Here is a 22,725-nt window from a genome sequence, read left to right on the forward strand (position 1 = left end):
TATTGCCACTAAAAGGGACAGGATGGTAGTAACGTAGGGTTGGGTAGGTTGATAGAAATTCCTCCGATTAAACAAATTAGCGAGCAACAAGCTTTGGTGATCGATGATCAAAGCTTGGTGCATGATGTGATTAAATCAGCATTGCTTGAATTGGGCATCGGCTCGGTTCGTACGGCTGAAAATGCTTACTATGCAGCACGTTTATGTGCTGAAGAAACCTTCGATATTATTATCATTTCGTTCAACGTTAAGAGCGATAAAGACGGTTTTCATCTTCTTGAAGAACTCAAGCTTAAAGGCCATATCACCAAGAGTACCGTGGTGATTTTCTTAAGCGCAGAAACCTCATCATCTTTAGTCAATTGCGTGATAGAGCTACAACCTAATGACTTTTGGGTTAAACCGCTGGACCGTAAAAAAGTATTGGAGCGCTTAAAGCAAGTGCTGTTGGTTAAACGAAAGCTCTATCGTTTGCACTATTGTGTTGATCACCAAGAATACGCCTCGGCTATTTACATCGGAGAAAGGCAACTCACCGATAATTCTATTGCTACTTATCATCCACACATTAAACGCTTAATTGGCGAATGTTTGATGAATTTACGTGAATATCATGATGCGGAAATTTTCTATCAAAACTTAATGCAAGATTTAGATTATGGTTGGGTAAAAATTGCCTTAGCGAGGGCGTTACTAAAGCAAGAAAAAGAGCAAGAAGCGGCAGCGCTAATTGGAGAATTAAAAGGGCGTAAAGATACCTGTTTCATGGCTTACGATTTACTAGCGCAATATTACATTGAGCACGAGAATTATGCACAAGCCTATGAAGAAATAAAAATGGCTACTGAATTGGCGCCTCGTAATATTGATAGGAATAAAAAGTCGTGTAATTTGGCGCGGTTAAATCACGATAAGAAAGGCCAGTACGTTGCGACACAAAACATGGCCAAATATGCCAAAAACTCCATTCATGACTCACCTGAGCTAATGTTAAATGTTATTCGTTCAGGACTCGATCTAGCATCTACACTTTCTGAAATGGAAGCATCAAAAATATTGCAAAAATCTGAGCGGCTGATTTCACAACTTGAAGCAGAATACGGAAAAGCTGAGCTGAAAGAACAGATCAATGTAATTCAAGTTCGTATGATGTGTTTACGTGATGAAAAGAAAAAAGCCGAAGCGTTACTCAAAGAAGAAGTGGGTAAAGAGCTGTTGGAGTCTTTGGAAGATAACCTTGATAAAGTGAAGGCATTTCATGCACTGGGTTATCGAGAAGAATGTTTGCGTTTATTAGATGAATTGAAAGCGCAAATTGCAGATGATTCGTTTGCAGGGAGTGTGATTAAGCAATACATCGAGCAAGAAGCGCTTGAACGTAAAGACATCCATTTCTCACCCAAAGAATTAACTGAAATGGCAACCGAGCACTACCGCAATAAGCGTTATATGCCTGCTTATATGGAGCTTAGCAAAGCCTTTGTTCTCTCACCCCACAGCAAACCTATCGCAATGAATGTCCTCAAAGTGCTTTCTGCGCTCAAAGAGCAAGGGATGCTTGATAGCTTACAAAAAGAGAATGCAGCCAGAGCCTATGATTTGCTAAAAGATCAACGTCTTGGCGGCGAGCAGCAACACATCTTTCAGCAGTACAGTGAGGTGCTTGAGTTAGAAGTGTTAAGTCAGGAGTTGAAAGAGAAAGCTGAGAAAGCCGTTTTGGCAGCGAGCTAAAACACAAGGGTTAGCTCGCTACTCTATGGGAAAATGGGAAAACAAAAGTTAGTGGGCTTGCGCGTAGTTTTCTACTGCTGACCAAACTCTTAAGAAGTTTTCACCCAAAATTTGTTTGATATGTTTATGGCTGTAGCCTCTATCTAGCAAACCTTGCACAAGATTAGGGTAGGTCGACACGTCTTTTAATCCTTCAGGCAGAGAGTCACCCACACCGTCGAAATCAGAGCCAATGCCCACATGATCAATCCCCGCGACTTCTACAACATGGTCGATGTGATCTAATACCACATCAATATCAGCAAATGGGAATGGGTTATTTTGGCGGTATTTGTCTTCAAACGCCTTCACTTGCGCTTCGTCGTTGCTGTTCTTTTCTTTTACTTCATCGCGTTTTTTGTTGAATTGAGAAACCCATGAATTTGATGAAGCAGAGACAAAGCTTGACCCAAAGTTGATCATGACAACCCCGCCATTATGCTTAATGGCTTTCAGCATTTTGTCATCCATATTGCGTTCAAACCCTGGTGTGAATTTGCGTAAAGAAGAGTGCGAAGCAATAACCGGAACGTTGGTTAATTCAATAACTTGATAGAAAGCGTCATCGGACACATGAGAAATATCAATCATGATGCCAATATCGTTCATTTCTTTAACCAGCTTTTTTCCAAAGGGACTGAGCCCTTTCCATTTGCGACGCAAATCATAGGAAGAGTCGGCAATATGGTTGCTTTGGGAGTGAGCCAAAGTAATGTAGTGAATACCTCGGTGATAAAAATGCGATAGTAGCGATAAATCGCCTTGAATCGGCGAACCATTTTCCATGCCTAAGGGAAGGGAAATTAATCCTTTATCAAATTGAGAACGGACATCTGTGACGGTTTTTGCAATCGCAAATTTATTGGGTGCACGACCTACAATCGCCTCCACATAATCAATCAGTTCATTGGCCATTGCCGTTGATTGTGCGGAATTGTCTAAGGACGCAGGTGTATAAATTGACATAAAAGGAGCGTTTAACCCGCCAGAAATTGCTCGAGGATAATCAAAGTCACCGTCCTGAGTGGCTTGTGTTACGTCACCCCAGGTTTTATGGAGGCGGTAAGGCACATCAATATGCGAGTCGATAATGATATTGTGCTGTGATAGGGCGATAGCTTCCTGGCTTGGCGCAGCATTGGCCGTCAAAGCACTTGCCAGCATAAGTGTCGCTAAAGTTTGGATGTTGTGTTTCACGAGTATGTTCATGAATTTTTATTCATTATTTGGAAAGAGAATATAACCGAGATGGTAGTGATAAAGAATTTTATCTCGTTAATCAAGTGGAATATGATGCACCTTAGGACAGTTAACTCACCGTGAAGCTCGTGTAACACTGTCTATGAGAAGTCTATAAAACGGAGAAATAATGAGTGCTTTTTTTCATTCGAGTGTAGCGGGTAGGCTCAATACCTTCGCTGCAATGGCTGTGCAATGCTTGTTATTGGGCCATGTTTCATCGGCTCAGGCCGACATTGAACTAACCGGTAAAGTCATTTTAGAGCACCGCTTTTTCTTACAAGATGCAGCCGAACCAAGACAAGGCGATAATCAAACGTCAATACTGTTTGAACCAGAAATCTACACCCAGTGGAATGACGGCGACAACGCCTTGCTTTTTAAACCCTTCATACGCTTAGATGAACAAGATTCGGAGCGAACGCATGGCGACATTCGCGAACTTACTTGGTTTCAGTTTGGTTCAGATTGGGAAGTTAAAGCCGGGATGGGCAAGGTCTTTTGGGGGCAAACCGAATCGCAACATTTAGTGGATGTGATCAACCAAACCGACTCTATTGAAGCGGTGGATGGCGAGGATAAACTCGGTCAACCAATGGTGAGTGGCACCTTGATTCGAGATTGGGGAACAACATCGCTGTTTGTCTTACCTTATTTTAGAGAGCGAACATTTCCGGGCATTGAAGGACGAATACGCCCACAACTGTTAGTGGATACAGATAATCCCATCTATGAATCTTCTCAGGAGCGACACCATATTGATTGGGCCGCGCGTTACAGCCATACCCTTGGTGATTGGGATGTTGGACTATCGTATTTCGATGGCACCTCTAGAGAGCCATTCTTTATTGCAGATACCAGCGGAGCCGCACCGGTATTGCGTCCTTGGTATTTACAAATGACACAGATAGGCGTGGACCTGCTTTCAGTAGTGGATTCATGGTTATTAAAGTTTGAAGGAATAAGCCGGGATACCAGCGAAGGCCGCTTTTTTGCTATGACAGGTGGGTTTGAATATACGCAGGTCGGCATTATGGATTCTGTAATGGATGTAGGCTGGTTAATGGAGTATCAGTTTGACGACCGTGACCAAAGCGCAACTGGGCCGGGACAAAATGACTTATTTGTTGGGAGTCGCATCGTTTTTAATGATGTTGATGGAACCGAAGTGCTTCTGGGATATGTACAAGATTTAGACGACTCATCCAGTTATTCCGCTTTCATTGAAGCTGGAAGCAGAATCAATAGCCAGCTTAAATGGAGTTTGGATGCTTGGTTCTTTAGTGCTGATGAACCGACAGATTTAGTGTATGCCTTTAGGCGAGATGATTTTATACAGCTAAATTTAGAATACTATTTTTAACGGCGCTAATTGATTAGGGTTTCCGTCGTATTAAAGCAGGCTAGTTGCTGGGTTTCTGAAACGCTTTCCAGCAACTATCGTCTTCTTTGTGAATTTGGTTCTGAATCTCTTTAATGGCAGCGGCCACTTGAGGTGCTAAACGCGCATGCGATTCATGTAAATAATGGAAACCGTGGATGGTTTCTAAGTATGCAGTGTTCGCTTTTTGGGGAAAAGCTTGTTGGTGGTAATGAGCGCTAATGATCTCAATATAAGCGTCAATCTTACCCTGCTCAAAAGAGGTTTTGAGTAAGTGGTAATTGGTATAGCGCAATTGAGTGATTTCGCTGTCGGCCAATAAATCATCAAAATGTGAGCTACCTCCTACAGAACCTAGCGAGAATTTCTTCTGTTCCAGCAGGTTTGCGTTGCACTCAATATGGGGTTGGCAAACAAGGTAGATTCTGGCTTCTCCCAGCATTTGCACAGGAATAAAGTGGCTATTTGATTTATGGATATTTTCTGTTCGAATAGTATCGCCATCCAATAAACCTTGGTCCAGCAATCGGATTGAGCGTTCTTCATTGAGCTGTAAAAATTCAATATCAATTCCTAAGCGTTGATAAGCTGCTTGAATAAGAGGTTGATAATAATGCTCTACGGCCGCATGTGAACTAGTGCTAAAGGTCAATGATTTTGGAAGTTTGGTGGTGGATGTCGTGTTGACAGCATGCGCAATAGGAGACAACAGAATAAGTGCAAAAATGCTATATTCTGCTATCTTTTTCAATAAGTTAGTCAGCGATAATACGATCGGTCGTTGTCTTATCATAGTCCGTTTCGCCTATTAGTGCTTTTTCCGTAACCTAGCCTGTCTAATAAAGAAATATGAAGCTGAACTCTTCGCTATTATGAATAAAGTTTATCAATATGTCAGATTTTTTATATCTGTCTAGGGGGAACAATGAAAAATGAGCTCGATAATAAACTGATCTTACGTGTATTTGAAAAGATTCGTGAGCATGGAGAAAAGACAGAAGATAAGTATTTGTTGGAAGGCATTTATGCTACCACAGACTTCGACGGCTATACGCTTTACATCAATGATGCAAATGTGACGTTGCAATTTGGTTTCCATAACCAATATCACTTTCAGTACAGTAATGAAGAACAACGTCATCAATTCGAACTAAAACTCAAGCGAATAGATGAAAATTACTAAACGCTCAGTCTTACAGAAAAGAGGCTAGCGTGACCTTAGTCGGCTGCTTCTTTGCTGGCTTCTTTTTCTATATATTCAATGGCTTCTTTCATGCTACCAAAAGCCGAGATAAGATTGTTTCTACCACGTTCGATAAGGTCAGGATTATTAGACTCTGCCATCATCCAAACCCAAGTGCGGATCAACGATTCAGGTGGTTTTTTATTCACAATAGATTCCTTGTCTGAGATATAGCGCGGCTAAAATCACTTTTCCCGCCAATTTAACGATTAATCATTGCCTTGAGTGCAAAATTCGGCGCAAATTATAGGGCATTGAATAGCGGTTGTCGCGTGCATTTTCAATGTTTTGTGTAGCAATTCTCAGTTATCTAATGTGGATTCTTCAGGGAAGCGATCTTCAACTTGGGTGAGTGAGGCTAAAAAGCGGGTGACGACTTGCATTTCCTCTGGGGAAAAAGTAGCTGCAATTTTTTGATTAAATTCGCGCAGTAACTCGTAGCCTTTGGGTAAGATGTCCTTAGCTTTATCGGACAAATAAATGCGGTAAGAGCGAGCATCGTCTTTGCAGGGGCTTTTTTTCACTAGGTCGGTATTCAACATTCGCGTTACTAAGCCCGTAATGGCTGAATTGTTGAGTGCGAGTCCAGCGCTTAAGTCTTTAAGCAAGCAGCCATCGTTTTTCTGTAAAAACAATAACGCTGACAATTGCACACAGCTAATATTTAAACGGGTCATGCATCGTTTATCAGCAAGTTTAAACATGGCATGGTGGCCGAGATGCATAAGGAAAAAGAGTCTATCTTCAGACATAATCGTGGTTTGAGCTTTCGTAAAAGTTTAGGGATTGTTAATGTCAGCGTTTTGCGCGCTCAGGCAAGTGTACACATTTCTAAGGTGCGGTGATAGCGAGGCAAGCATAAATACCTCGATGATTATTTTATTACCGTCTGCACAGCTATCGGAGGTGCCGAGTTTTTCTGGTTCAACCATTTATCAATACCTTTACGCAAGGCGGTATTTACAATGGGTTTAGCCATGTAATCATTCATTCCCGCTTCTATGCACTTTTCTTCATCACCTTTCATTGCGTTGGCTGTTAGCGCAATGATGGGAATATTCGGATCGATATTAGGGTGCTTCGAGGCGCGAATAATTCGGCTGGCTTCGTAACCATCCATCACCGGCATTTGGCAGTCCATCAGAATAAGCTGGAAAGGTTCTGATGTGCTTTTTAGTGCTTCTAAAGCTTGTTCTCCATTTTCCGCCACTTGTACAAAGCAGCCCAAGTCTTTGAGCATTTCCATGGCGACTTGCTGGTTAATGTAATTATCTTCAACCAACAAAATACGATGTTCGCCTAAGGTGGGGGTAGGTGCATCTTCATCATCAGGGTCGGCTTCTAATTCTACATACTGGCCCATCACATTGCCCAATGCTCGATAAAAGTTATGGGGTTTAATGGGCTTGTGGAAACGACCATTAATGTCTAATCCTTTTAATGTACTTTCTCTGTGGGATGAGCCCACCGGCGTCATTAAAATGATAAGCGGTTGCTGTAATGAAGTGTCGTGACGAATCGCTTTGGTTAATTGAATACCGTTAATGCCTGGGATATTGGTGTCGAGCAAAACTAAATCAATTGGGTTTCCCTCGGCATTTTCCGCGCGAAGGGTTTTCATGGCTTCAGGGGCAGAACGCACGCACACAAGATCAACCTCTGTTGATTGCAATAGGTATTGTACGAGCTCGTGATTAATCTCTCTATCGTCCAACAACATTAAACGAATGTTGGCGAGGTCTGGTACGAAACTTTCCAGTATGACTTCGTCTAGGATTTCGCCGTATCGAATGTCAAACCAAAATGTTGAGCCTTTGTCATGTTCACTGGTAACGCCTATGCGTCCCCCCATCATCTCGGATAATTGTTTTGAGATTGCCAAGCCTAAACCGGTGCCACCAAATTTTCGCGTTGTAGAGGCGTCAACTTGAACAAACTTGTTAAACAAGTTATCGAGTTTGTCTTGTGGAATGCCAATGCCAGTATCAATGATCTCAAAACGCAGTCGATTTAAGCCCACCTCTTTAACTTTGAGGATAACTTCACCGGTTTCAGTAAACTTTAAGGCGTTGGAGACCAAGTTGGTGATGATTTGACGGATGCGGCTTGGATCGGAGCGTATATATTGCGGTACTGACTTATCAATAAAGTAAACAAACTCTAGGCGCTTTTCTTCCGCTTTGAGTGCAAAAGTGTCGGCAATCTCCGCTAATAGTTTGTATAAATCAAACTTAATTTCTTCCAGTTGTAGTTTCCCTGCCTCAATTTTAGAAAAGTCCAGAATGTCATTAATGAGATGTAACAAGGACTCGCCACTTGCTTGCGCGAGTTTGACGTAATGACGTTGCTTTTCATTAAGTTGTGTTTTGAGCAATAAATCATTCATACCGATGATGCCGTTAATCGGTGTGCGGATTTCATGGCTCATGTTGGCTAGAAACTCACTTTTAATACGGCTGGCATCCTTGGCTTTCTCTTCCGCGCGTTTAAGTTGGGTAATATCTTGGAACGCGCCTCGCAATACCACGGGTTCGCCATCGGCGTACTCTACGAAGCCAACCGAACGTACCCAAATGCGTCGATTTCTAGCGGTGATAAAGGGGAGTTGTAAGTCCCAGCCTCGGCCTTCAACAATGCCGTCTTCTATTGCTCTTTGGATAATGGGACGACTTTCAGGGGCGAAGTAATTGATGGAATCACCCAAATCAATAGGTTCACCGACAGGCAGTTCGTGGATTCGATACACTTCTTTTGACCACGTTAGCTGATTCGAGCGCAGGTCAAATTCCCAGCCTCCGAGTTTGGCCATTGTTCCCGTGGTTTCGAGCAAATCTTGGTTACGTTGTTTTTCTGCTTCGACGGCTTTTAACTGGCTGATGTCGCGGGCAATGGCTAAGTATCCACCTGCATTACCTTCTTCTCCACTCAATGTTACGATGGACATCATGACTGGAAAAGATCGACCATTATTAGCGGTTAATTGCCACTCTTGTTCAACATTAATGCCTTGTCTGGCCTTTTCCATGAAAGTATCAACGCCCGGTTTTAGATTCATGTTGAGTGCTCGGCTTAATTTCTGAGCTCCCATAATCAACTCTTGAGGATCGAAAAAGTCCATTAAATTAAGTTGATTAATCGCTTCGCTTGCGTTGTAGCCAAGTAGATTTTCAGCGCAGCGGTTAAAGGTTTTGACGATAAATTCGGCGTCGGTCGAAATCAGCATTAAGTTGGCGCTGTCCAAAATAGCTTGTTGCAGGCGATTCATCGACACAACTTTGAGCTCAGCATTCTTCTGGTCGGTAATATCACTAACAAGGCACATAAAACCGGAGATAACCCCGTTAGTATAAACGGGTTGACCGTTAGCCTTAATCCAATAAGGTTTGTGGTTTTTATTGTAATTGATGATTTCTTCGATAAAGCCTGTGCCGTCAAGTAACCCTTCGTTGATACGTGCTTTGGTTTCCGAGTTAGTCAAATCGCCATAAAGTTGCTGTTCAATTGGCAGACCAATAATATCGCGCATATCAAAGCCGCTAATTTTTTCGTAGCCCGGATTAACCCATATAATGTGATGTTCAGTATCAGTTACAATCACGCCATCGTTCATTTCTCGGGTAACGGTGGCTAACAGGGCATTTTCCCGGGTGCTACTTTCTAGTTGCAGTTCTGCCTGATAACGGTCAGTGAGGTCGTAATTAACGCCAATAATACTTTGTGGTTCACCATAATCATTAAGGTTTACTTTTGCGTATGCCTTAATGTATTTTTCAGCTCCAGTCGGCGTCAGAATGCGGAAGCTTATATCAAGAACTTGCTCGGTTTCGATACACTCATCAATTGCGACTTCAACACGGTTTATATCTGCTGGATGAACTCTTTCTATCCAGTTCTCAAGTTTGCCGTAAAACATCAGATCATTAACGCCGTACAAGGTTTTCATCTGATCATCCCACTCAAGGGAACCGCTTACTAAATCGTATTCCCAAAGGCCAATTCCGGCTGAATCTTTGGCGATGGCAAATTTCTTGTTGAGTTTAAATAAGCGCTCTTCCGCAACACGTAATTGAGATGCTTCTTGTACGGTTAGCACAAGTTGTTCTTCAATGGCATCCGCGCTTGATGCATCCGTTGTTGAGGGAACAACAGACACGCCGATAGACACAAAAATTATGTCGCCATTTTTCTTAAAGGCGTTTAAAGAGGTACCTTGACCGATTTTTTCAACGGGGAATTGAGCGAGGAAGTTGTGATATACATCCTCACTTGCTCCAACAAACTGACCCGGAATGAGGGTGTCTAAGGGAAGGCCAAACAATTCTTGGCTTTCATATCCAAATAAGCGAGATGCGGACTTGTTGGCGAATAAAATCGTGCCTTTTCGGTCAAGTTGCATCACACCTGATGCTGTGTGATCAATAATGGTTTTGAGTTGCGACAGAGCTTGCACATTGTTGGTGCTTTCGTGGGTCATTTTTCGCTGATACTCGCTTTAAATTGGATCCGTATAGTGGAGCTTCGGCTATCGAAACATCGCCATCCGTACTTAGGATATTACTGCAAGTTCCTCTCATGTAAAGCCACCAGTGAGATTCTTAAAGGATTTAGTCAATAAACAGACACGAAGTCCGTTCTCCTTATTGGATAGGGACAACGCTTCGATTATGATTAGCGCCTTATTGTTATCCGTATTTTATTTTAGAGGTTTTCTTTGCATATTCAGCCCCCGCCATTTGAAATGAAATTGTTGCATCCAAAACATTGGTTAACTTGGTTTTTCGTTGGATTGGCGTATTTAATTTCATGGTTGCCTTACCCCATACTTAAATACTTGGGCAAGGGCTTGGGAAAATTATTGCAAAAATTAGCTAAGTCTCGGGTAAAAGTGGCGCGCCGAAATTTGGCTTTGAGCTTTCCTGATATGCCAGAGTCGCAACGAGAGGCTATTTTACAGGCCAACATTGAAAGTGCTGGTCTTGCCATGATTGAAACAATTATGGGGTGGTGGTGGCCTGATTGGCGTATTCGTCGGATTGGCGAAGTGGAAGGATTTGAACACGTTGAAGCTGTCCTCGCTAAAGGAAAAGGGGTTTTGGGGTTAGCTACACACAATATGTCTTTAGAAGTTGGCTGTAGGGTGGCGGGACTAAAACAGCCTTCTGTGGCATTTTATCGGCGTCATGATAATCCCGTCATTGAATTTCTACAATATCGTGGGCGAGCCCGCTCAAATCGTTACCTGATCCATAAACGCGATTTAAGGTCGTTGTTTACTGCCTTAAATAATAAGGAAATCTGTTTCTATTTACCGGACCAAGATTATGGTCCGCGCTCCAGTGTGTTTGTACCGTTTTTTGCGGTACCGGAGGTGGCGACGACACTGGGACCGAAAATTATCGCGAGTCGTTCGAATTGTGAAACTGTATTTATTGCTTCAATCAGAACCAAAACAGGTTACAAAGTGAAGTTTTATCCCGGCCTAAAGGACTTCCCAAGTGAGGACGATATAAAAGATATGACGAAGGTTAATCAGAAGATTGAGCAAATGATCCTTGAATACCCTGAGCAATATTTGTGGATGCATAAACGCTACAAAACACGACCCAAAAAAGAAGATGCGTCGTTGTATTCATAGTTGAGAAAATTGGAACTGGTTTATTCAATGTGTATCAGATATAAAGAGTGCATGTGAAAATGACAAAGGCGGGCAATAAGTAATATGACGGTTAAGCGTGTTTCCAATGCTGTATTTTGGGCGAGGCACATTGGTCTTGCTGCGGTACTTATTATCGTTGCAGTGGTTGTTATTAGTATGCAGCGCTCCAGAGACAATGAGCCGCAAGCGGCTGATCCATCTAAGCCAAAGGAAATCTCTGCGAATGTCAGTGACTTTTACAGTGAATACCGTCAGTCATCAACCAAGCCTATCGAAGAAGAAACAAGCGACTTTGTCATGCAGCTCAATGATACCGATGATCAACCGCTGGGGGCGCGTTTAAAAGATATGGAAAGCACACAAACACCGGTAACAGGACGTTGGGTGGGTGAGCATAAATTTCGCACTTTTGAAGCAGGTAGCACATTACGAGAGTCGATTACCAATTTTGCTCAGCGAGAAGGAATGCAGGTCATTTGGGAGTTGGATCAGGATTTTATCGTCAAAGATCATTTCCAAATGGATGACACTATCGTGGGCTCGTTACATAAAATTGCGCGCACCGTGGACAGCAATTTTGATGGGACTGTGCGAGCTTACATTTGCCCTCGTAATCGTTCTTTAGTCATCACCGAAAAAGAGTCCGATTATCTTAAAACCTATTGTGTATTAGCCGGACCTAGCGGCGATTAATAAGCGCGTGGATTAGTCCGCTATCGTTAAATCATTTCCAAGGTATTTATTCCAAATGTGGGCGATGTGTTGACGCTGCGATGTGAATTCGTCTTTATCATCCAAAGCAGGCTGAAGCGCCAAAGACAAGCGATGACCTCGGCGACGGTAATCCAGATAACTTTCAATTAAAACAGACTCTTCATCCGCCTCAATTATCCCCAACTGATTAAGTTGCTTCAAAATACGTAAATTATCTGACCACTTGGTTAGCGCTGGTTGCGCATGTGCATGCGCCAAAACCCAATATTGCACTAGAAATTCAATATCGGTTATGCCGCCAATATCCTGCTTCAAATCGAACTGCGTAGCGTTACCCTTGTTAAGGTGTGTTCGCATTTTCTCGCGCATGGACAAGATGTCCTGACGCAACGTGGAAAGGTCCCGTTGACGTTGCAAAATACTGTCTCTGACGTGAACAAATCGTGTTCGCAAGGCGGCATCCCCAAGAATACAACGACTTCGCATTAGGGCTTGATGTTCCCATGTCCACGCTTCTGTTTGCTGATAATTTTCGAAGGAATCGATGTGCGAAACCAGCAGACCTGAATTGCCAGAAGGTCGCAAGCGCATATCTACCTCATATAAATCTCCAGACAACGTTTTGGTGGTAAACATATGAATAATACGTTGCGATAACTTGACATAAAATTGCTTCGCACTGATTGTTTTCGGTCCGCTCGTTTGGGCTTGGCTAGTGCAATCATGCAAAAATACCAAATCTAAATCTGAGCCATAGGCCAGTTCAATACCGCCTAATTTCCCATAGGCGATTACCGCAAAACCTTTGTTATCCTGCGTGGCGTTGTCGGGCAACCCGTAGCGCTCGAGCATTTGGTGCCAAGCTAAATTAACGGTTTCTGCTACCAAGGTTTCTGCCAAAGCGGTTAAATGATCACTAACCTGAGTAATCGGCAGTGCGCCTGTGACATCTGCCGCTGCAATACGTAATTGTTGACTAAGTTTGAACTGGCGCAACGTTTCCATTTGCAGTTCCAAATCTTCTTGCGGCACACGCAATAACACCTGACGTAACATGGCAGGGTACTGTTCTGGAGGCGTTGGATTATACAAATCGGCAGGGTTTAGCAAGTCATCTAACAAGATAGGGAAGCGCTGTAGCTGATTGGCAATCCACGGGCTACAGTCACAAAGCTTCACCAGTTGTTGCAGTGCGCCGTGGTTCTCTAGCAGCAATTCCATATAGGCGGTTCGTTGTAGAATCTGATCCATGACTTGAATTAAGCTACTTAACAAGTTACTGGCATTTTTAGGGGAGAATTTGAAGGTTTCCAACAGGAGCTTAGGCATGAGTTTATCAAGTGTTTCTGCTCCGCGAGTGCCAATTGGTTTTTTCCCAAGCTCGGATTTGAATTGCGTTAACACCTGAAAACACTGCACTTGCTGTTCTTGAAGCAGCCAGTTTGCCAAAATGTCGTGAGCGGCTTCTTCTTCTAATTCTTTATCTACGGTCAGTACCCATAAATCTTTTAGGTGTTCAAGTTCAGGGTCGTCGTCCTCTTCGTCGTTTTCGCCAATGATGGTTTGGAATGCATTACTGATGACAGTGGTTTGCTTGTCTATTTCTTCTAATAAACGCGGAAAGCTCTCCTGCTCCATAACAAAGGTTAAGCGCGCTTGTGCTATCTCATCTTGCGGTAAATCTTGGGTTTGCTCATCGTTAAACTGTTGCAGACAATGCTCTACCTTACGCAGATACAAATAAGCATAGCGTAAGGACTCCGCTTCATCAGAGAGCATAATCTGCTTATCGACCAGTTGTTGTAGTACGCGAAGCAGGCTTTTTTCCTGCAATTCGGGTTCTCTGCCGCCGCGAATTAATTGATAACTCTGTACGATAAATTCCACTTCACGAATGCCGCCACGTCCCAATTTAATGTTGTTATTCAGTTTTCGTCGACGTACTTCCTGTTGAATAAGCCGCTTCATATTACGGAGTGAGTCGATCACACCAAAGTCGATGTATCGGCGAAAAACAAAGGGACGCAATATATCCTGTAACTCTTGGGCATAAGGCGAGTCTTCGTTAACAACTCGCGCTTTGACCATAGCGTAACGCTCCCATTCACGGCCTTGTTCCTGATAATAGTCTTCAATAGCGGCGAGGTGAGTGACAAGTGGGCCGCTTTCTCCAAATGGGCGCAATCGCATGTCTACACGAAAAGCTTGTCCATCAACTGTGGTTTGGTTGAGAGCCGTAATCAGCCGCTGTCCAAGCCGGGTAAAAAAGGTTTGATGCTCCATCGGTTTTCTGCCCGACGTTATTTCACCCTGTTGCGGGTAACAAAAGATCAAATCAATATCGGAAGAATAGTTAAGCTCACGCCCACCTAGCTTACCCATTGCAATAATAAACATGGGTTGCGGGCCCAACTCGCCCATCGGAGTGCCATGTTTCTCGCACAGCATTTGATATAACCAGTCGTAAGTTGCTTTAATAATGGCATCGGCTAAATGGGAGACTTGCAGTAAAGAGGTGTCAATTTCTTGCATGTTAGTTAGATCCCACCACGCAATTGCCATCATGTGTAAGTGCCGAAAGCGTCTTATGACGCCATGCCCGGAAGTTTCGTCTTGGCATTCCTCCAATTGCTTGGAAATGCTGTGATAATAATGTTCAAATGTGCAAGTTTCCGGGGTGATTTCGAGTAGCTGAGGCAGGGTGTGTGGGGCCGAGATAAGCTGACGGGCCACAAAGTCACTTAACGCCAGAACATGCGTGAGTTGTTGCGTCTGTGTATGGGTTAATATTGACAGGTCGGCAACTGCTGCGAGCTTTTCCCAGTGAGTTTGGGCAAGGTTTTTAAGCAATGGTGACATGATCAGCGGTACTCGAGTTAAAACTGCTGTTATCAAACCGAGAAAACGCCAATGTGTCAATGAATCGTGGCCATAAAAAGCGGTTTTATTTGACACGTTTCTGTTAAATGACTTAAATCAAAAAATAACGTTTTATTAAGAAGTTAGGTTGTAATGAGCACACTAGTTAACCTGATACCTGTTTCTTCGGATCTCATCTGGTATTTTGCCATTGATATAGGCATAGCCATCATATTGTTGAGCGCCATGTGGTGGGTCTCCTCCTTATTGCAAGGTGGCTCAGCCACTAACGAGCTGACCAAGAAAGACAATTTCGCTTATGGAATTAGTGTTGCCGGCCGAATGTTAGCGCTATGTATTGTGCTGGTTGGTGCCGTAATGAATTCCAAAACCGATGACTTTTTAGAGTCCACTATCACTATTTTAACTTACGGTGTGATAGGCATCGTGTTGATTAAAATCGGACGCTTTGCCCACGATAAAATTATTCTAAACCGCTTTGATAAAGAGCAGAACATTCAAGATAGAAACGTTGCTGTTGCGATGGTTGATGCGTCTAGCTCCATTGCTACGGCGTTAATCATTCAAAGCGTCATGTTATGGGCTAAAGGATTGGACGCAAACGCAATGATTGCTGTGATTTCAGGCTTCTTTGTAACACAAGCCATTCTATTAACTATGACTCGTATTTTTGAGCGTCGCTTTTCCGAGCATAATCGTTCTGGCGCATTGCAAGCTGCATTGGAAAAGGGGCAGTTGGCAGTTGCCATCCAACATTCAGGGAATTTACTTGGAACCGCAATGGCTGTGACGGCAACCGGACATATGTTGGAATATTTGCCTCATGGTTACGTTAGCAATGTTACGAGTTGGTTTATCTTAGGTTTAGGGTTGGCCATTACTCAGGCTATTCTTGCGGCGTTATCTAAACGTATTGTGTTGTACCGTGTAAATTTAGAGCAAGAAATAGATCAACAACATAATATTGGTGTGGCCAGCATTGAGCTGACAATCAGCCTTGGAATCGCATTAATTTTGCGCGGTTTGCTGGTGTGAAATAAATTTTAGGGCTCGATTACCTTGTACCGAACTGCTGAAATGTCGTGCATTAGTCCCGCAAAGAGAAAAAATATATACAAAATTATGCGTTAAATTGGCTACATTTCATATAACTTTCATATTTCTCGCGTACTTTTCAGCCCACTAATTTAGGAGTACGCCTAAATAGTTGTGTTTCATTGTCAGTCACCTACGGCGATTTATCGCAAACTCGCTGTAGTCAGTGAATGATAATTTGGAACAGGTATTTAGCGATGGCATCCAGAAAGTAAAAGCTTTATAAACCACTGTAGTTGGCTGTAAGTGGTTTCTAATTTTTGGCGAAAATGATGAAATTACATACTGAACAATTCTTCCGATGTTTGGCTGATCCTCTGCGTTTAAATATTGTCTTGATGTTAATGCATGAAGGCGAATTATGTTCGTGCGACTTAGCGCAAGCATTGGACGAGAAGTTATCAACGGTATCCCGGCATCTGGTTTTATTGCGTAACAAAGGCGTGGTGAAAGAGCGCAGATGCGAACTTTGGCTTTATTATGAAATCGATCAATCCCTGCCACTTTGGGCGCAGCAAGTATTAGAAACCGTCTTTGATGGAAATCAAGAACGTGCAATGCAGTTGAGTCTTGAAGTCCCCGTGGTAAACTCCCGCCATTCTTGTTTATAAACACCCTCAAGCGGATTTATCATGCAAATACCTGCTTTCTCTCAAGCCAATGTTGTGGTGGTCGGCGATATTATGCTCGACCGATATTGGCTCGGCCCGACTAGCCGTATTTCCCCTGAAGCCCCTGTTCCTGTTGTTAAAATCGAAGGCAATGAAGATAGGCCGGGCGGGGCAGCTAACGTCGCTTTAAACATTGCCGCTTTGGGCGCGAATGTAGCGGTGGGCGGTTTATGCGGACAAGATGAAGCCGCGCAAACATTGCAAACCGTGTTGTCATCTGTGGGTATTGAATGCTTCTTCGATAGAGTCGAAGGTCAAGATACCATTACCAAATTGCGCGTGCTGAGCCGCAACCAACAACTTATACGTCTTGATTTTGAACAAAGTTTCGAAAGTACCAGTAAAGCGCCGCTCATAGCCTTGTTAGAAAAACAACTGAAAGAAGCTGGCGCACTGGTACTAAGCGATTACGCAAAGGGGTGTTTGAGTGAGCCGCAAGCCTTTATTCAGCTAGCAAAATCCTACCGTTTGCCCATCATTGTTGATCCCAAAGGCACAGACTTTTCTCGTTACCGTGGTGCCACGTTATTAACGCCAAACATGAGTGAGTTCCAAGGCGTGGTTGGTTTTTGTAAAGATGAGGAAACCATCGTGGCTCGGGCTCAAGAGCTTATTCAAACCTATGAGTTCGATGCCATTCTAGTGACTCGCTCAGAACATGGCATGACATTGATTCAAAAAGACCAAACCGAATTGCACTTACCTGCAAAAGCGAAAGAAGTTTACGATGTGACCGGCGCTGGCGACACCGTTGTGGCTTCTATTGCCTCGTCTTTGGCGGCAGGGGCATCGATGCCAGATGCGTGTGTGTTAGCTAATGCCGCAGCAGGTGTGGTTGTTGGCAAGTTGGGTACGTCTACAGTGAATGTTAATGAGTTAACGCAAGCGGTGGCTGCCGACACAGACATCGGACTTGGAGTGATGACGGAATCGCAACTGAAAATGGCGGTGAAAACTGCTAAATTGCGCGGCGAGAAAATCGTGATGACTAATGGTTGTTTCGATATTCTCCACGCAGGGCATGTTTCTTATCTAGAAAATGCTGCGCAGCTTGGAGACAGGCTGATTGTTGCCGTTAACAGCGATGAGTCGGTAAGAGGTTTAAAAGGTGCAGGGCGTCCTATTAACAATCTTGAGCGCCGTTTATCGGTATTAGCGGGGTTAGCCTCGGTTGATTGGGTGGTGCCATTCAGCGAAGAAACCCCAGAACGTTTAATCAGTGAAATTTTGCCAGATTTGTTAGTTAAAGGTGGTGATTACCAACCTGAAGACATCGCTGGTGGAAAACAAGTGATTGCTAATGGCGGTGAAGTCAAAGTGCTGAATTTTGAGGATGGCATTTCAACCACCAATATCATTAACGAAATTGTTAAGCATCAGTAAGATCGAGCTAACATTTGGCGAAGGCCAGCGTAAAGGCTGGTCCTCGGTTGATAACCGGTTTCTCTTAGCAGGGGCTTAACATCGGCAATTCGTCGAAATGGCGCTGTAGCTGTTTGTTGTGTTGTGAAGTGCAAAGGTTGACCCTGCACTTCCGCGATCATTTCTAACAATGACAGTACAGGTGTGCCCACGCCAGTGCCAATGTTGTAAATGCGCCACGGGGCAGTGCTGCTGTCCATGAAGTCTTCGTCTAGTTGCCAGTCTGGGTTGGGTTTGGCTGGGTGTTCTTGTAAGCGCAGTAGCGCATTACACACATCGTCGATATAAGTAAAATCAAGCAAATCAATAGGGTAATCATTCAAATCGATGGATTGATGCTGTGCTACTTTTTGCCACAGTGAGTGAACCAGATTATCCTCGTCAGCGGCGTTTCCATACACTTCGAAAAATCGCACGACAGTGCAGGGTAGCGCATATTGAAAACTATAAGCGTGACTGAGTAATTCGCACGAGCGAGCGGTTGCTGCGGCCAAGTTTTGCGGATGCTCACTCAACTCATTGGAAGCCATGGTTGAATATTGGTGAGGCAAATAAACCGCATTGCTGGAATTTAATAAACAGTGTGTCACACTGCTGTTTTTACAGGCTTCTAGCACGGTCATTAAATGTGATAAGGCGCTCGCGGCTTGAGCGGATACTCTACCAAAATCGGAAAAATGAAATAGAGTAGAGGGGCGGTATTCATGTACGATTTGTTGCAGATTTTGCTCATCATTCAGTGCAACGTTGATAAGGGTCAAATGATGTGCGTTAGCAGAGTTAGTTAAGGTTTCAATCCGTGCTGGATTGGCGTATAAACCAATAACATTTTCACCTTTTGATAGCAGCTTACGACATAAATTAAAACCAACAAAACTGGAAATATCTGTAATTAAGGTACTCATAAAGGTGGAGTCGAGTTTGCTTTTTCACTCAGTGTAAGAGTCTCAAGGCGGAACTGCAATGTTGAAAGCTTAGAATATTTCACAAATTGGCGAATGATGTTTTAATTGTTTAAATAGATTAATAAGATAGTTATTAATCTCTAACTTAAATTAGAAAGATTGACTACACTGTACTCGTGTTTAAAATTTACTTCGGTGCAATTAAAGAGGAACTTGTATGACTACGCATAATTTACACAACAAAGAAGGCCAACCCATTCCAAGAATGGTGTTTAAAATTCGCGATAATGACGAATGGCACTTACGCACAACCAATAGTATTTTCAGTGGTCGTACTGTTATTGTTTTTGCCTTACCGGGTGCATTCACGCCAACTTGCTCATCTACACATTTGCCGCGATATGAAGAGCTGGCATCAACATTCAAAGAAAACGGTGTAGATGAAATCGTCTGTGTATCGGTAAACGATACCTTTGTTATGAACGCTTGGGGGGATGATCAAGGCGTGCAAAACGTGACCCTATTACCTGATGGTAATGGCGATTTTACTCGCGGCATGGGCATGTTAGTTGATAAAACAGAACTCGGTTTTGGTGAGCGTAGCTGGCGTTATTCTATGCTAGTTAAAGACGGTATGATCGACAAAATGTTCATCGAACCAGATGTAGAAGGCGACCCGTTTGAGGTTTCCGATGCCGATACCATGCTGGCATACATCAATGAAGAGGCTAAAGCACCTGAGCCAATCACCGTGTTCACTAAACATGGCTGCCCATACTGCACAAATGCTAAGCATTTGTTAGATGAGAAAGGCTTGAAATATGAAGAAATTTCAGTGGGCCATGACGCGACACTAACCACTTTGAAAGCGGTATCCGGTTCCGATGTCGTACCCCAAGTATTTATTGGTGGTAAGCTCATTGGGGGAAGCGAAGAATTAGCTAAATATTTTGCATCCTAAATTGGGCTAATGACCTTATTGGATAGTAATCAAAATAAGGTTAGGTTGTCAGCGAAGTATACAAAACGGGCTTTTATAGCCCGTTTTTTTATGAAAAAGCGTGAAACTACGCCTCACATTTATTGTAAGTTCAGTTGACCTACATCATTATCAAAATATGAGGCAGTAATCTCCTATCTCGGGTGATTATCGGTAGAGCTAGTAGGTATCACGAGGCGTTTTTTCTCATTTAATTCTCTTACATTTATCGCCATTTGTTGCGGTATTGCACAATCCCAAGAAGCTGGATTATGTTACGACTGCACCCAAGTAGAGCTGGAAGCGATAGACGCTTTCACGCGCTGTATGGGTTCAGCTCAATCATCGGCTGCCGAGGCTGTTGGTGCCTGCTGAAGTAACCAATACAACAGGCAGTGCTTCTCAGGAAGTTAGCGCAAAGACACCCCTTGTCAACGTAGGGCAATATTGAAAGCCATGTCTTTATGGCATGGCTCGTCAAAATAGCGGAACCTTCCTTGCTTTAGCGGATTAGCAGCCATCTATTATGCTAACGCGCTTTGTAATTTCCTTGTGATCTCGTTGATGTCGGTTAGATGATTATCCAGCACTAACATTCGGTAGGTGTCGCTGCCAAAGGTTCGATCGATTTCTAGTACAACTTCCGTTTCATGACCGTCGTTAATAAAGGTCACTTCCACTTCTTTGATGCCAAACAAACCAGAACCTCGTAAACCAAACTCAATTTCTTGATAGCAATTAAGTGATGAGTTTGCACCGGAATAACGAAGCTGGCCCAATTCAACGTCGACTTTTTTCAGATAGTAGCCCAAGCTTTCCATTGCGGCTAACAGCGCGTATTGCACAGGAAGCGGGGAAACATCAAGGAAGTCTCTGTCGGAGGCATCTAAGCCACTTTGAATATCTAAGCCCGTTTCAATCCAAACGCGAGATTGGTTGAGCTTGTCGCCGATGGTAGTAAGCGGTGTTTCGGGGTGTAAGTCTAACTCAAAGCGTTCGGCGTATTCCTGATGCGGCTCAACTGTGCCAGCCCATTCGATGTCCCACTGCTGTAAAATCAGGTTTTTGTAGGCGCTATATTCTTCGCCTTCAGCATCTTCTTCCTCGTATTTGGCTTGGGTCATTAACGCCAGTGTAATCCCGTTAATTTCTTGAGCGACATTGCCGCCTTTGAAGCGAATTTCCACATCGAAATTTTCACCCGGAATAAGGTGATGGCTGAGAATGATTAAATCGACATTGGCGTTACCAATGCCCACAGAAGCAAGGAGTTTTTTAAACATGACGTATTTCAATCCGTGTTGAATTAACTGGTTTTCCAATGATATGTGAGGCATTTTTCCAAAATGCGAAAGGGGTTTCAACCAACAAAACGTGACAAGCAATGTCGGCGTAGTTCGCGTCATGAGGGTAATAGTCAAAAAAGTTAACGCTGAATAACAGCATGGCGAAAGCCAACTGAAAACAGTAGCATAGGCACACAGCTCAAAAAGTGAGAATGTGAATTGTTTTCGAACCGCCGTATTCAGTCATTTTCAATTGGCTAAAATCAAATAGCGAATATTAAACAACTAACGCCAGCAAAGTCGTCGCCTTATGAAAACCCTCAACATTGAACAGTGGAATCGTAAAGCCCACTTCGAATTTTATAATACCTTTCAAGACCCTTATTTCGCGGTAACTGTCGAATTAGATGTCACTCAAGCTTATACCTTTGCAAAAGCCAACGACATCGGCTTTTTCAGCGTTTATTTGCACGATTGCTTGCGCGCTGTGAACGCCATCGAGCCGTTTCGCTATCGCATTGAAGGCGAAGATACTGTGGTCATTCACGACGTTATTCACGCTTCAACAACCGTATTACGCCCCAATAACACCTTTGGTTTTTCCTTTATCGAATACAGCGAAAACTTGCCAGAATTTCACCAAGCGTTTCAGGCAGAAAAACAGCGTGTATTTAAAAGCAACGACCTTTTCCCGCCGCGTAATTCCCAAGACTGCGTATATTGCTCAGCGCTGCCGTGGCTAAACTTCACTGGACACAAAGAAGCGGTGTTAGGCGAAAAAGAATCCGTGCCCAAATTTGCCTTCGGCAAAATGCGAGAAGAAAATGGCAAGCGTGTTATGCCAGTGGCAGTGTCGGTAAGCCACGCCCTCATGGATGGCTATCACGTAGCGCAATTTGTGGAAGCATTCAAAGCGTTTTTGCAAGAGAAGAAAGTGTAGGGGGAGTTTTATAAATGCCAGTGAAACCGATAACGAGATCTTGTTGAATACAACACCGCCTAAACAAATTGAACATTGGGCTAAAATTGGCGAGATGATGGAAGAGAATCCCGATTTACCCTATGAATTTGTTAAACAAGTTATTATTGCTAAAGCAAAGAAAGAAGCTGGAAAACTAGAGGAATACGATTTTGGCTAAGGTTTCAGCCGTTTTCGGGTACTCTCTTCTAGCAGAGCAGCAAAAAAGTTGAAGTCAAATCAAAAGAAAGATTTAGATGCCGCAATTAGGGCGTTAATAGATGAACCAAAACTAGGCGACCAGAAAAAGGGGGATTTATCCTTTTTGCATATTTATAAATTTAAAATGAATAAACAATTAACCTTGCTTGGCTCTAGTTTTGATGAAAGTAAATTGATACTAAAACTCATGGTTTTAGGCTCCCATAAAAACTTTTATCGAGACATCAAGCGTGGTATTTAAAAGCTCGATCAATTTGTCTGGTTCATATTAAGAATGTCATAGAACTGAGATTTAAAAGTGAGC

General features: G+C 43.2%; 19 protein-coding genes and 1 pseudogene. 12 read left to right on the plus strand and 8 right to left on the minus strand.

Features of this window, described 5'->3' with window-relative positions:
- The first annotated feature begins 48 nt into the window (after positions 1-48).
- A complete protein-coding gene (locus HJG39_RS09050) occupies positions 49-1,731 on the plus strand; it encodes a response regulator (protein ID WP_268408620.1) in 1,683 nt (560 codons plus the stop codon).
- 48 nt (positions 1,732-1,779) lie between these two features.
- Here HJG39_RS09050 and HJG39_RS09055 read toward each other — a convergent pair whose 3' ends face one another.
- Positions 1,780-2,979 carry a dipeptidase gene (locus HJG39_RS09055; protein ID WP_442781017.1) on the minus strand — a complete coding sequence of 400 codons (1,200 nt, stop codon included), beginning with the start codon at positions 2,977-2,979 and terminating at the stop codon, positions 1,780-1,782.
- 160 nt (positions 2,980-3,139) lie between these two features.
- Between HJG39_RS09055 and HJG39_RS09060 the strand changes: the two genes are divergently transcribed.
- Positions 3,140-4,372: a hypothetical protein gene (locus HJG39_RS09060; protein ID WP_268408621.1), complete on the plus strand. Its 1,233-nt coding sequence runs from the start codon at positions 3,140-3,142 to the stop codon at positions 4,370-4,372.
- A 40-nt stretch (positions 4,373-4,412) separates the two neighbouring features.
- Here the strand turns inward: HJG39_RS09060 and HJG39_RS09065 are convergent, their stop codons facing one another.
- The gene (locus tag HJG39_RS09065; protein ID WP_268408622.1) at positions 4,413-5,183 is read right to left on the minus strand and encodes a hypothetical protein; all 771 of its coding nucleotides are present in this window, start codon (positions 5,181-5,183) and stop codon (positions 4,413-4,415) included.
- Between the two features lie 132 nt (positions 5,184-5,315).
- On the opposite strand from HJG39_RS09065, the gene HJG39_RS09070 reads away from it, so the two are divergent.
- Positions 5,316-5,573 (plus strand): DUF3081 domain-containing protein, encoded by a 258-nt coding sequence (locus HJG39_RS09070; RefSeq protein WP_268408623.1) that lies wholly within the window; start codon positions 5,316-5,318, stop codon positions 5,571-5,573.
- A 35-nt stretch (positions 5,574-5,608) separates the two neighbouring features.
- Here the strand turns inward: HJG39_RS09070 and HJG39_RS09075 are convergent, their stop codons facing one another.
- The 3 genes from HJG39_RS09075 to HJG39_RS09085 all read right to left on the minus strand — a co-directional run bounded on the left by HJG39_RS09075 (position 5,609) and on the right by HJG39_RS09085 (position 10,107).
- On the minus strand, positions 5,609-5,782 hold the full coding sequence (locus HJG39_RS09075) for a hypothetical protein (RefSeq protein ID WP_268408624.1): 174 nt from the start codon (positions 5,780-5,782) through the stop codon (positions 5,609-5,611).
- 153 nt (positions 5,783-5,935) lie between these two features.
- Positions 5,936-6,385 (minus strand): MarR family winged helix-turn-helix transcriptional regulator, encoded by a 450-nt coding sequence (locus tag HJG39_RS09080; RefSeq protein WP_268408625.1) that lies wholly within the window; start codon positions 6,383-6,385, stop codon positions 5,936-5,938.
- A gap of 122 nt (positions 6,386-6,507) precedes the next feature.
- A complete protein-coding gene (locus HJG39_RS09085; protein WP_268408626.1) occupies positions 6,508-10,107 on the minus strand; it encodes a PAS domain S-box protein in 3,600 nt (1,199 codons plus the stop codon).
- Between the two features lie 237 nt (positions 10,108-10,344).
- On the opposite strand from HJG39_RS09085, the gene lpxL reads away from it, so the two are divergent.
- Together lpxL and HJG39_RS09095 are read left to right on the plus strand one after the other, a co-directional pair.
- A complete protein-coding gene (gene lpxL, locus HJG39_RS09090) occupies positions 10,345-11,268 on the plus strand; it encodes an LpxL/LpxP family Kdo(2)-lipid IV(A) lauroyl/palmitoleoyl acyltransferase (RefSeq protein WP_326849251.1) in 924 nt (307 codons plus the stop codon).
- An 84-nt stretch (positions 11,269-11,352) separates the two neighbouring features.
- A complete protein-coding gene (locus HJG39_RS09095; RefSeq protein ID WP_268408627.1) occupies positions 11,353-11,982 on the plus strand; it encodes a TcpQ domain-containing protein in 630 nt (209 codons plus the stop codon).
- Between the two features lie 12 nt (positions 11,983-11,994).
- Here HJG39_RS09095 and glnE read toward each other — a convergent pair whose 3' ends face one another.
- Positions 11,995-14,862: a bifunctional [glutamate--ammonia ligase]-adenylyl-L-tyrosine phosphorylase/[glutamate--ammonia-ligase] adenylyltransferase gene (gene glnE / locus HJG39_RS09100; RefSeq protein WP_268408628.1), complete on the minus strand. Its 2,868-nt coding sequence runs from the start codon at positions 14,860-14,862 to the stop codon at positions 11,995-11,997.
- A 153-nt stretch (positions 14,863-15,015) separates the two neighbouring features.
- On the opposite strand from glnE, the gene HJG39_RS09105 reads away from it, so the two are divergent.
- The 3 genes from HJG39_RS09105 to hldE all read left to right on the plus strand — a co-directional run bounded on the left by HJG39_RS09105 (position 15,016) and on the right by hldE (position 18,032).
- A complete protein-coding gene (locus HJG39_RS09105) occupies positions 15,016-15,918 on the plus strand; it encodes a DUF350 domain-containing protein (RefSeq protein ID WP_268408629.1) in 903 nt (300 codons plus the stop codon).
- Positions 15,919-16,250: 332 nt separating this feature from the next.
- Complete coding sequence (locus HJG39_RS09110; RefSeq protein WP_268408630.1) at positions 16,251-16,589, plus strand: metalloregulator ArsR/SmtB family transcription factor; 339 nt, start codon at positions 16,251-16,253, stop codon at positions 16,587-16,589.
- Between the two features lie 21 nt (positions 16,590-16,610).
- Positions 16,611-18,032 carry a bifunctional D-glycero-beta-D-manno-heptose-7-phosphate kinase/D-glycero-beta-D-manno-heptose 1-phosphate adenylyltransferase HldE gene (hldE, locus tag HJG39_RS09115; RefSeq protein ID WP_268408631.1) on the plus strand — a complete coding sequence of 474 codons (1,422 nt, stop codon included), beginning with the start codon at positions 16,611-16,613 and terminating at the stop codon, positions 18,030-18,032.
- On the opposite strand, the gene HJG39_RS09120 is transcribed toward hldE, so the two are convergent.
- Positions 18,026-18,976 carry an NAD-dependent epimerase/dehydratase family protein gene (locus tag HJG39_RS09120; protein ID WP_268408632.1) on the minus strand — a complete coding sequence of 317 codons (951 nt, stop codon included), beginning with the start codon at positions 18,974-18,976 and terminating at the stop codon, positions 18,026-18,028. The genes hldE and HJG39_RS09120 overlap by 7 nt on opposite strands.
- A gap of 217 nt (positions 18,977-19,193) precedes the next feature.
- On the opposite strand from HJG39_RS09120, the gene HJG39_RS09125 reads away from it, so the two are divergent.
- Positions 19,194-19,937 carry a glutathione peroxidase gene (locus tag HJG39_RS09125; RefSeq protein WP_268408633.1) on the plus strand — a complete coding sequence of 248 codons (744 nt, stop codon included), beginning with the start codon at positions 19,194-19,196 and terminating at the stop codon, positions 19,935-19,937.
- 542 nt (positions 19,938-20,479) lie between these two features.
- Here HJG39_RS09125 and HJG39_RS09130 read toward each other — a convergent pair.
- Positions 20,480-21,238 carry a sporulation protein gene (locus tag HJG39_RS09130; protein ID WP_268408634.1) on the minus strand — a complete coding sequence of 253 codons (759 nt, stop codon included), beginning with the start codon at positions 21,236-21,238 and terminating at the stop codon, positions 20,480-20,482.
- A gap of 313 nt (positions 21,239-21,551) precedes the next feature.
- On the opposite strand from HJG39_RS09130, the gene HJG39_RS09135 reads away from it, so the two are divergent.
- The 3 genes and pseudogenes from HJG39_RS09135 to HJG39_RS09145 all read left to right on the plus strand — a co-directional run bounded on the left by HJG39_RS09135 (position 21,552) and on the right by HJG39_RS09145 (position 22,662).
- Positions 21,552-22,181 carry a CatA-like O-acetyltransferase gene (locus HJG39_RS09135; RefSeq protein WP_268408635.1) on the plus strand — a complete coding sequence of 210 codons (630 nt, stop codon included), beginning with the start codon at positions 21,552-21,554 and terminating at the stop codon, positions 22,179-22,181.
- A 43-nt stretch (positions 22,182-22,224) separates the two neighbouring features.
- Positions 22,225-22,380 (plus strand): annotated as a pseudogene (locus HJG39_RS09140) (TA system antitoxin ParD family protein); the annotation flags it as partial.
- A 48-nt stretch (positions 22,381-22,428) separates the two neighbouring features.
- Entirely contained in the window at positions 22,429-22,662 is a 234-nt protein-coding gene (locus HJG39_RS09145; RefSeq protein WP_442781018.1) for a type II toxin-antitoxin system RelE/ParE family toxin, read from the plus strand.
- Positions 22,663-22,725 lie beyond the last annotated feature (63 nt).

This window comes from Alteromonas sp. a30, from assembly GCF_026788005.1.
GTDB lineage: Bacteria > Pseudomonadota > Gammaproteobacteria > Enterobacterales > Alteromonadaceae > Paraneptunicella.

Bases quoted from the DNA above. Each gene is read 5' to 3' on its own strand.
- HJG39_RS09055 (WP_442781017.1), bottom strand. From the start codon at position 2,979: ATGAACATACTCGTGAAACACAACATCCAAACTTTAGCGACACTTATG.
- HJG39_RS09060 (WP_268408621.1), top strand. From the start codon at position 3,140: ATGAGTGCTTTTTTTCATTCGAGTGTAGCGGGTAGGCTCAATACCTTC.
- HJG39_RS09065 (WP_268408622.1), bottom strand. From the start codon at position 5,183: ATGATAAGACAACGACCGATCGTATTATCGCTGACTAACTTATTGAAA.
- HJG39_RS09070 (WP_268408623.1), top strand. From the start codon at position 5,316: ATGAAAAATGAGCTCGATAATAAACTGATCTTACGTGTATTTGAAAAG.
- HJG39_RS09080 (WP_268408625.1), bottom strand. From the start codon at position 6,385: ATGTCTGAAGATAGACTCTTTTTCCTTATGCATCTCGGCCACCATGCC.
- HJG39_RS09085 (WP_268408626.1), bottom strand. From the start codon at position 10,107: ATGACCCACGAAAGCACCAACAATGTGCAAGCTCTGTCGCAACTCAAA.
- HJG39_RS09095 (WP_268408627.1), top strand. From the start codon at position 11,353: ATGACGGTTAAGCGTGTTTCCAATGCTGTATTTTGGGCGAGGCACATT.
- glnE (WP_268408628.1), bottom strand. From the start codon at position 14,862: ATGTCACCATTGCTTAAAAACCTTGCCCAAACTCACTGGGAAAAGCTC.
- HJG39_RS09105 (WP_268408629.1), top strand. From the start codon at position 15,016: ATGAGCACACTAGTTAACCTGATACCTGTTTCTTCGGATCTCATCTGG.
- HJG39_RS09110 (WP_268408630.1), top strand. From the start codon at position 16,251: ATGAAATTACATACTGAACAATTCTTCCGATGTTTGGCTGATCCTCTG.
- hldE (WP_268408631.1), top strand. From the start codon at position 16,611: ATGCAAATACCTGCTTTCTCTCAAGCCAATGTTGTGGTGGTCGGCGAT.
- HJG39_RS09120 (WP_268408632.1), bottom strand. From the start codon at position 18,976: ATGAGTACCTTAATTACAGATATTTCCAGTTTTGTTGGTTTTAATTTA.
- HJG39_RS09125 (WP_268408633.1), top strand. From the start codon at position 19,194: ATGACTACGCATAATTTACACAACAAAGAAGGCCAACCCATTCCAAGA.
- HJG39_RS09130 (WP_268408634.1), bottom strand. From the start codon at position 21,238: ATGTTTAAAAAACTCCTTGCTTCTGTGGGCATTGGTAACGCCAATGTC.
- HJG39_RS09135 (WP_268408635.1), top strand. From the start codon at position 21,552: ATGAAAACCCTCAACATTGAACAGTGGAATCGTAAAGCCCACTTCGAA.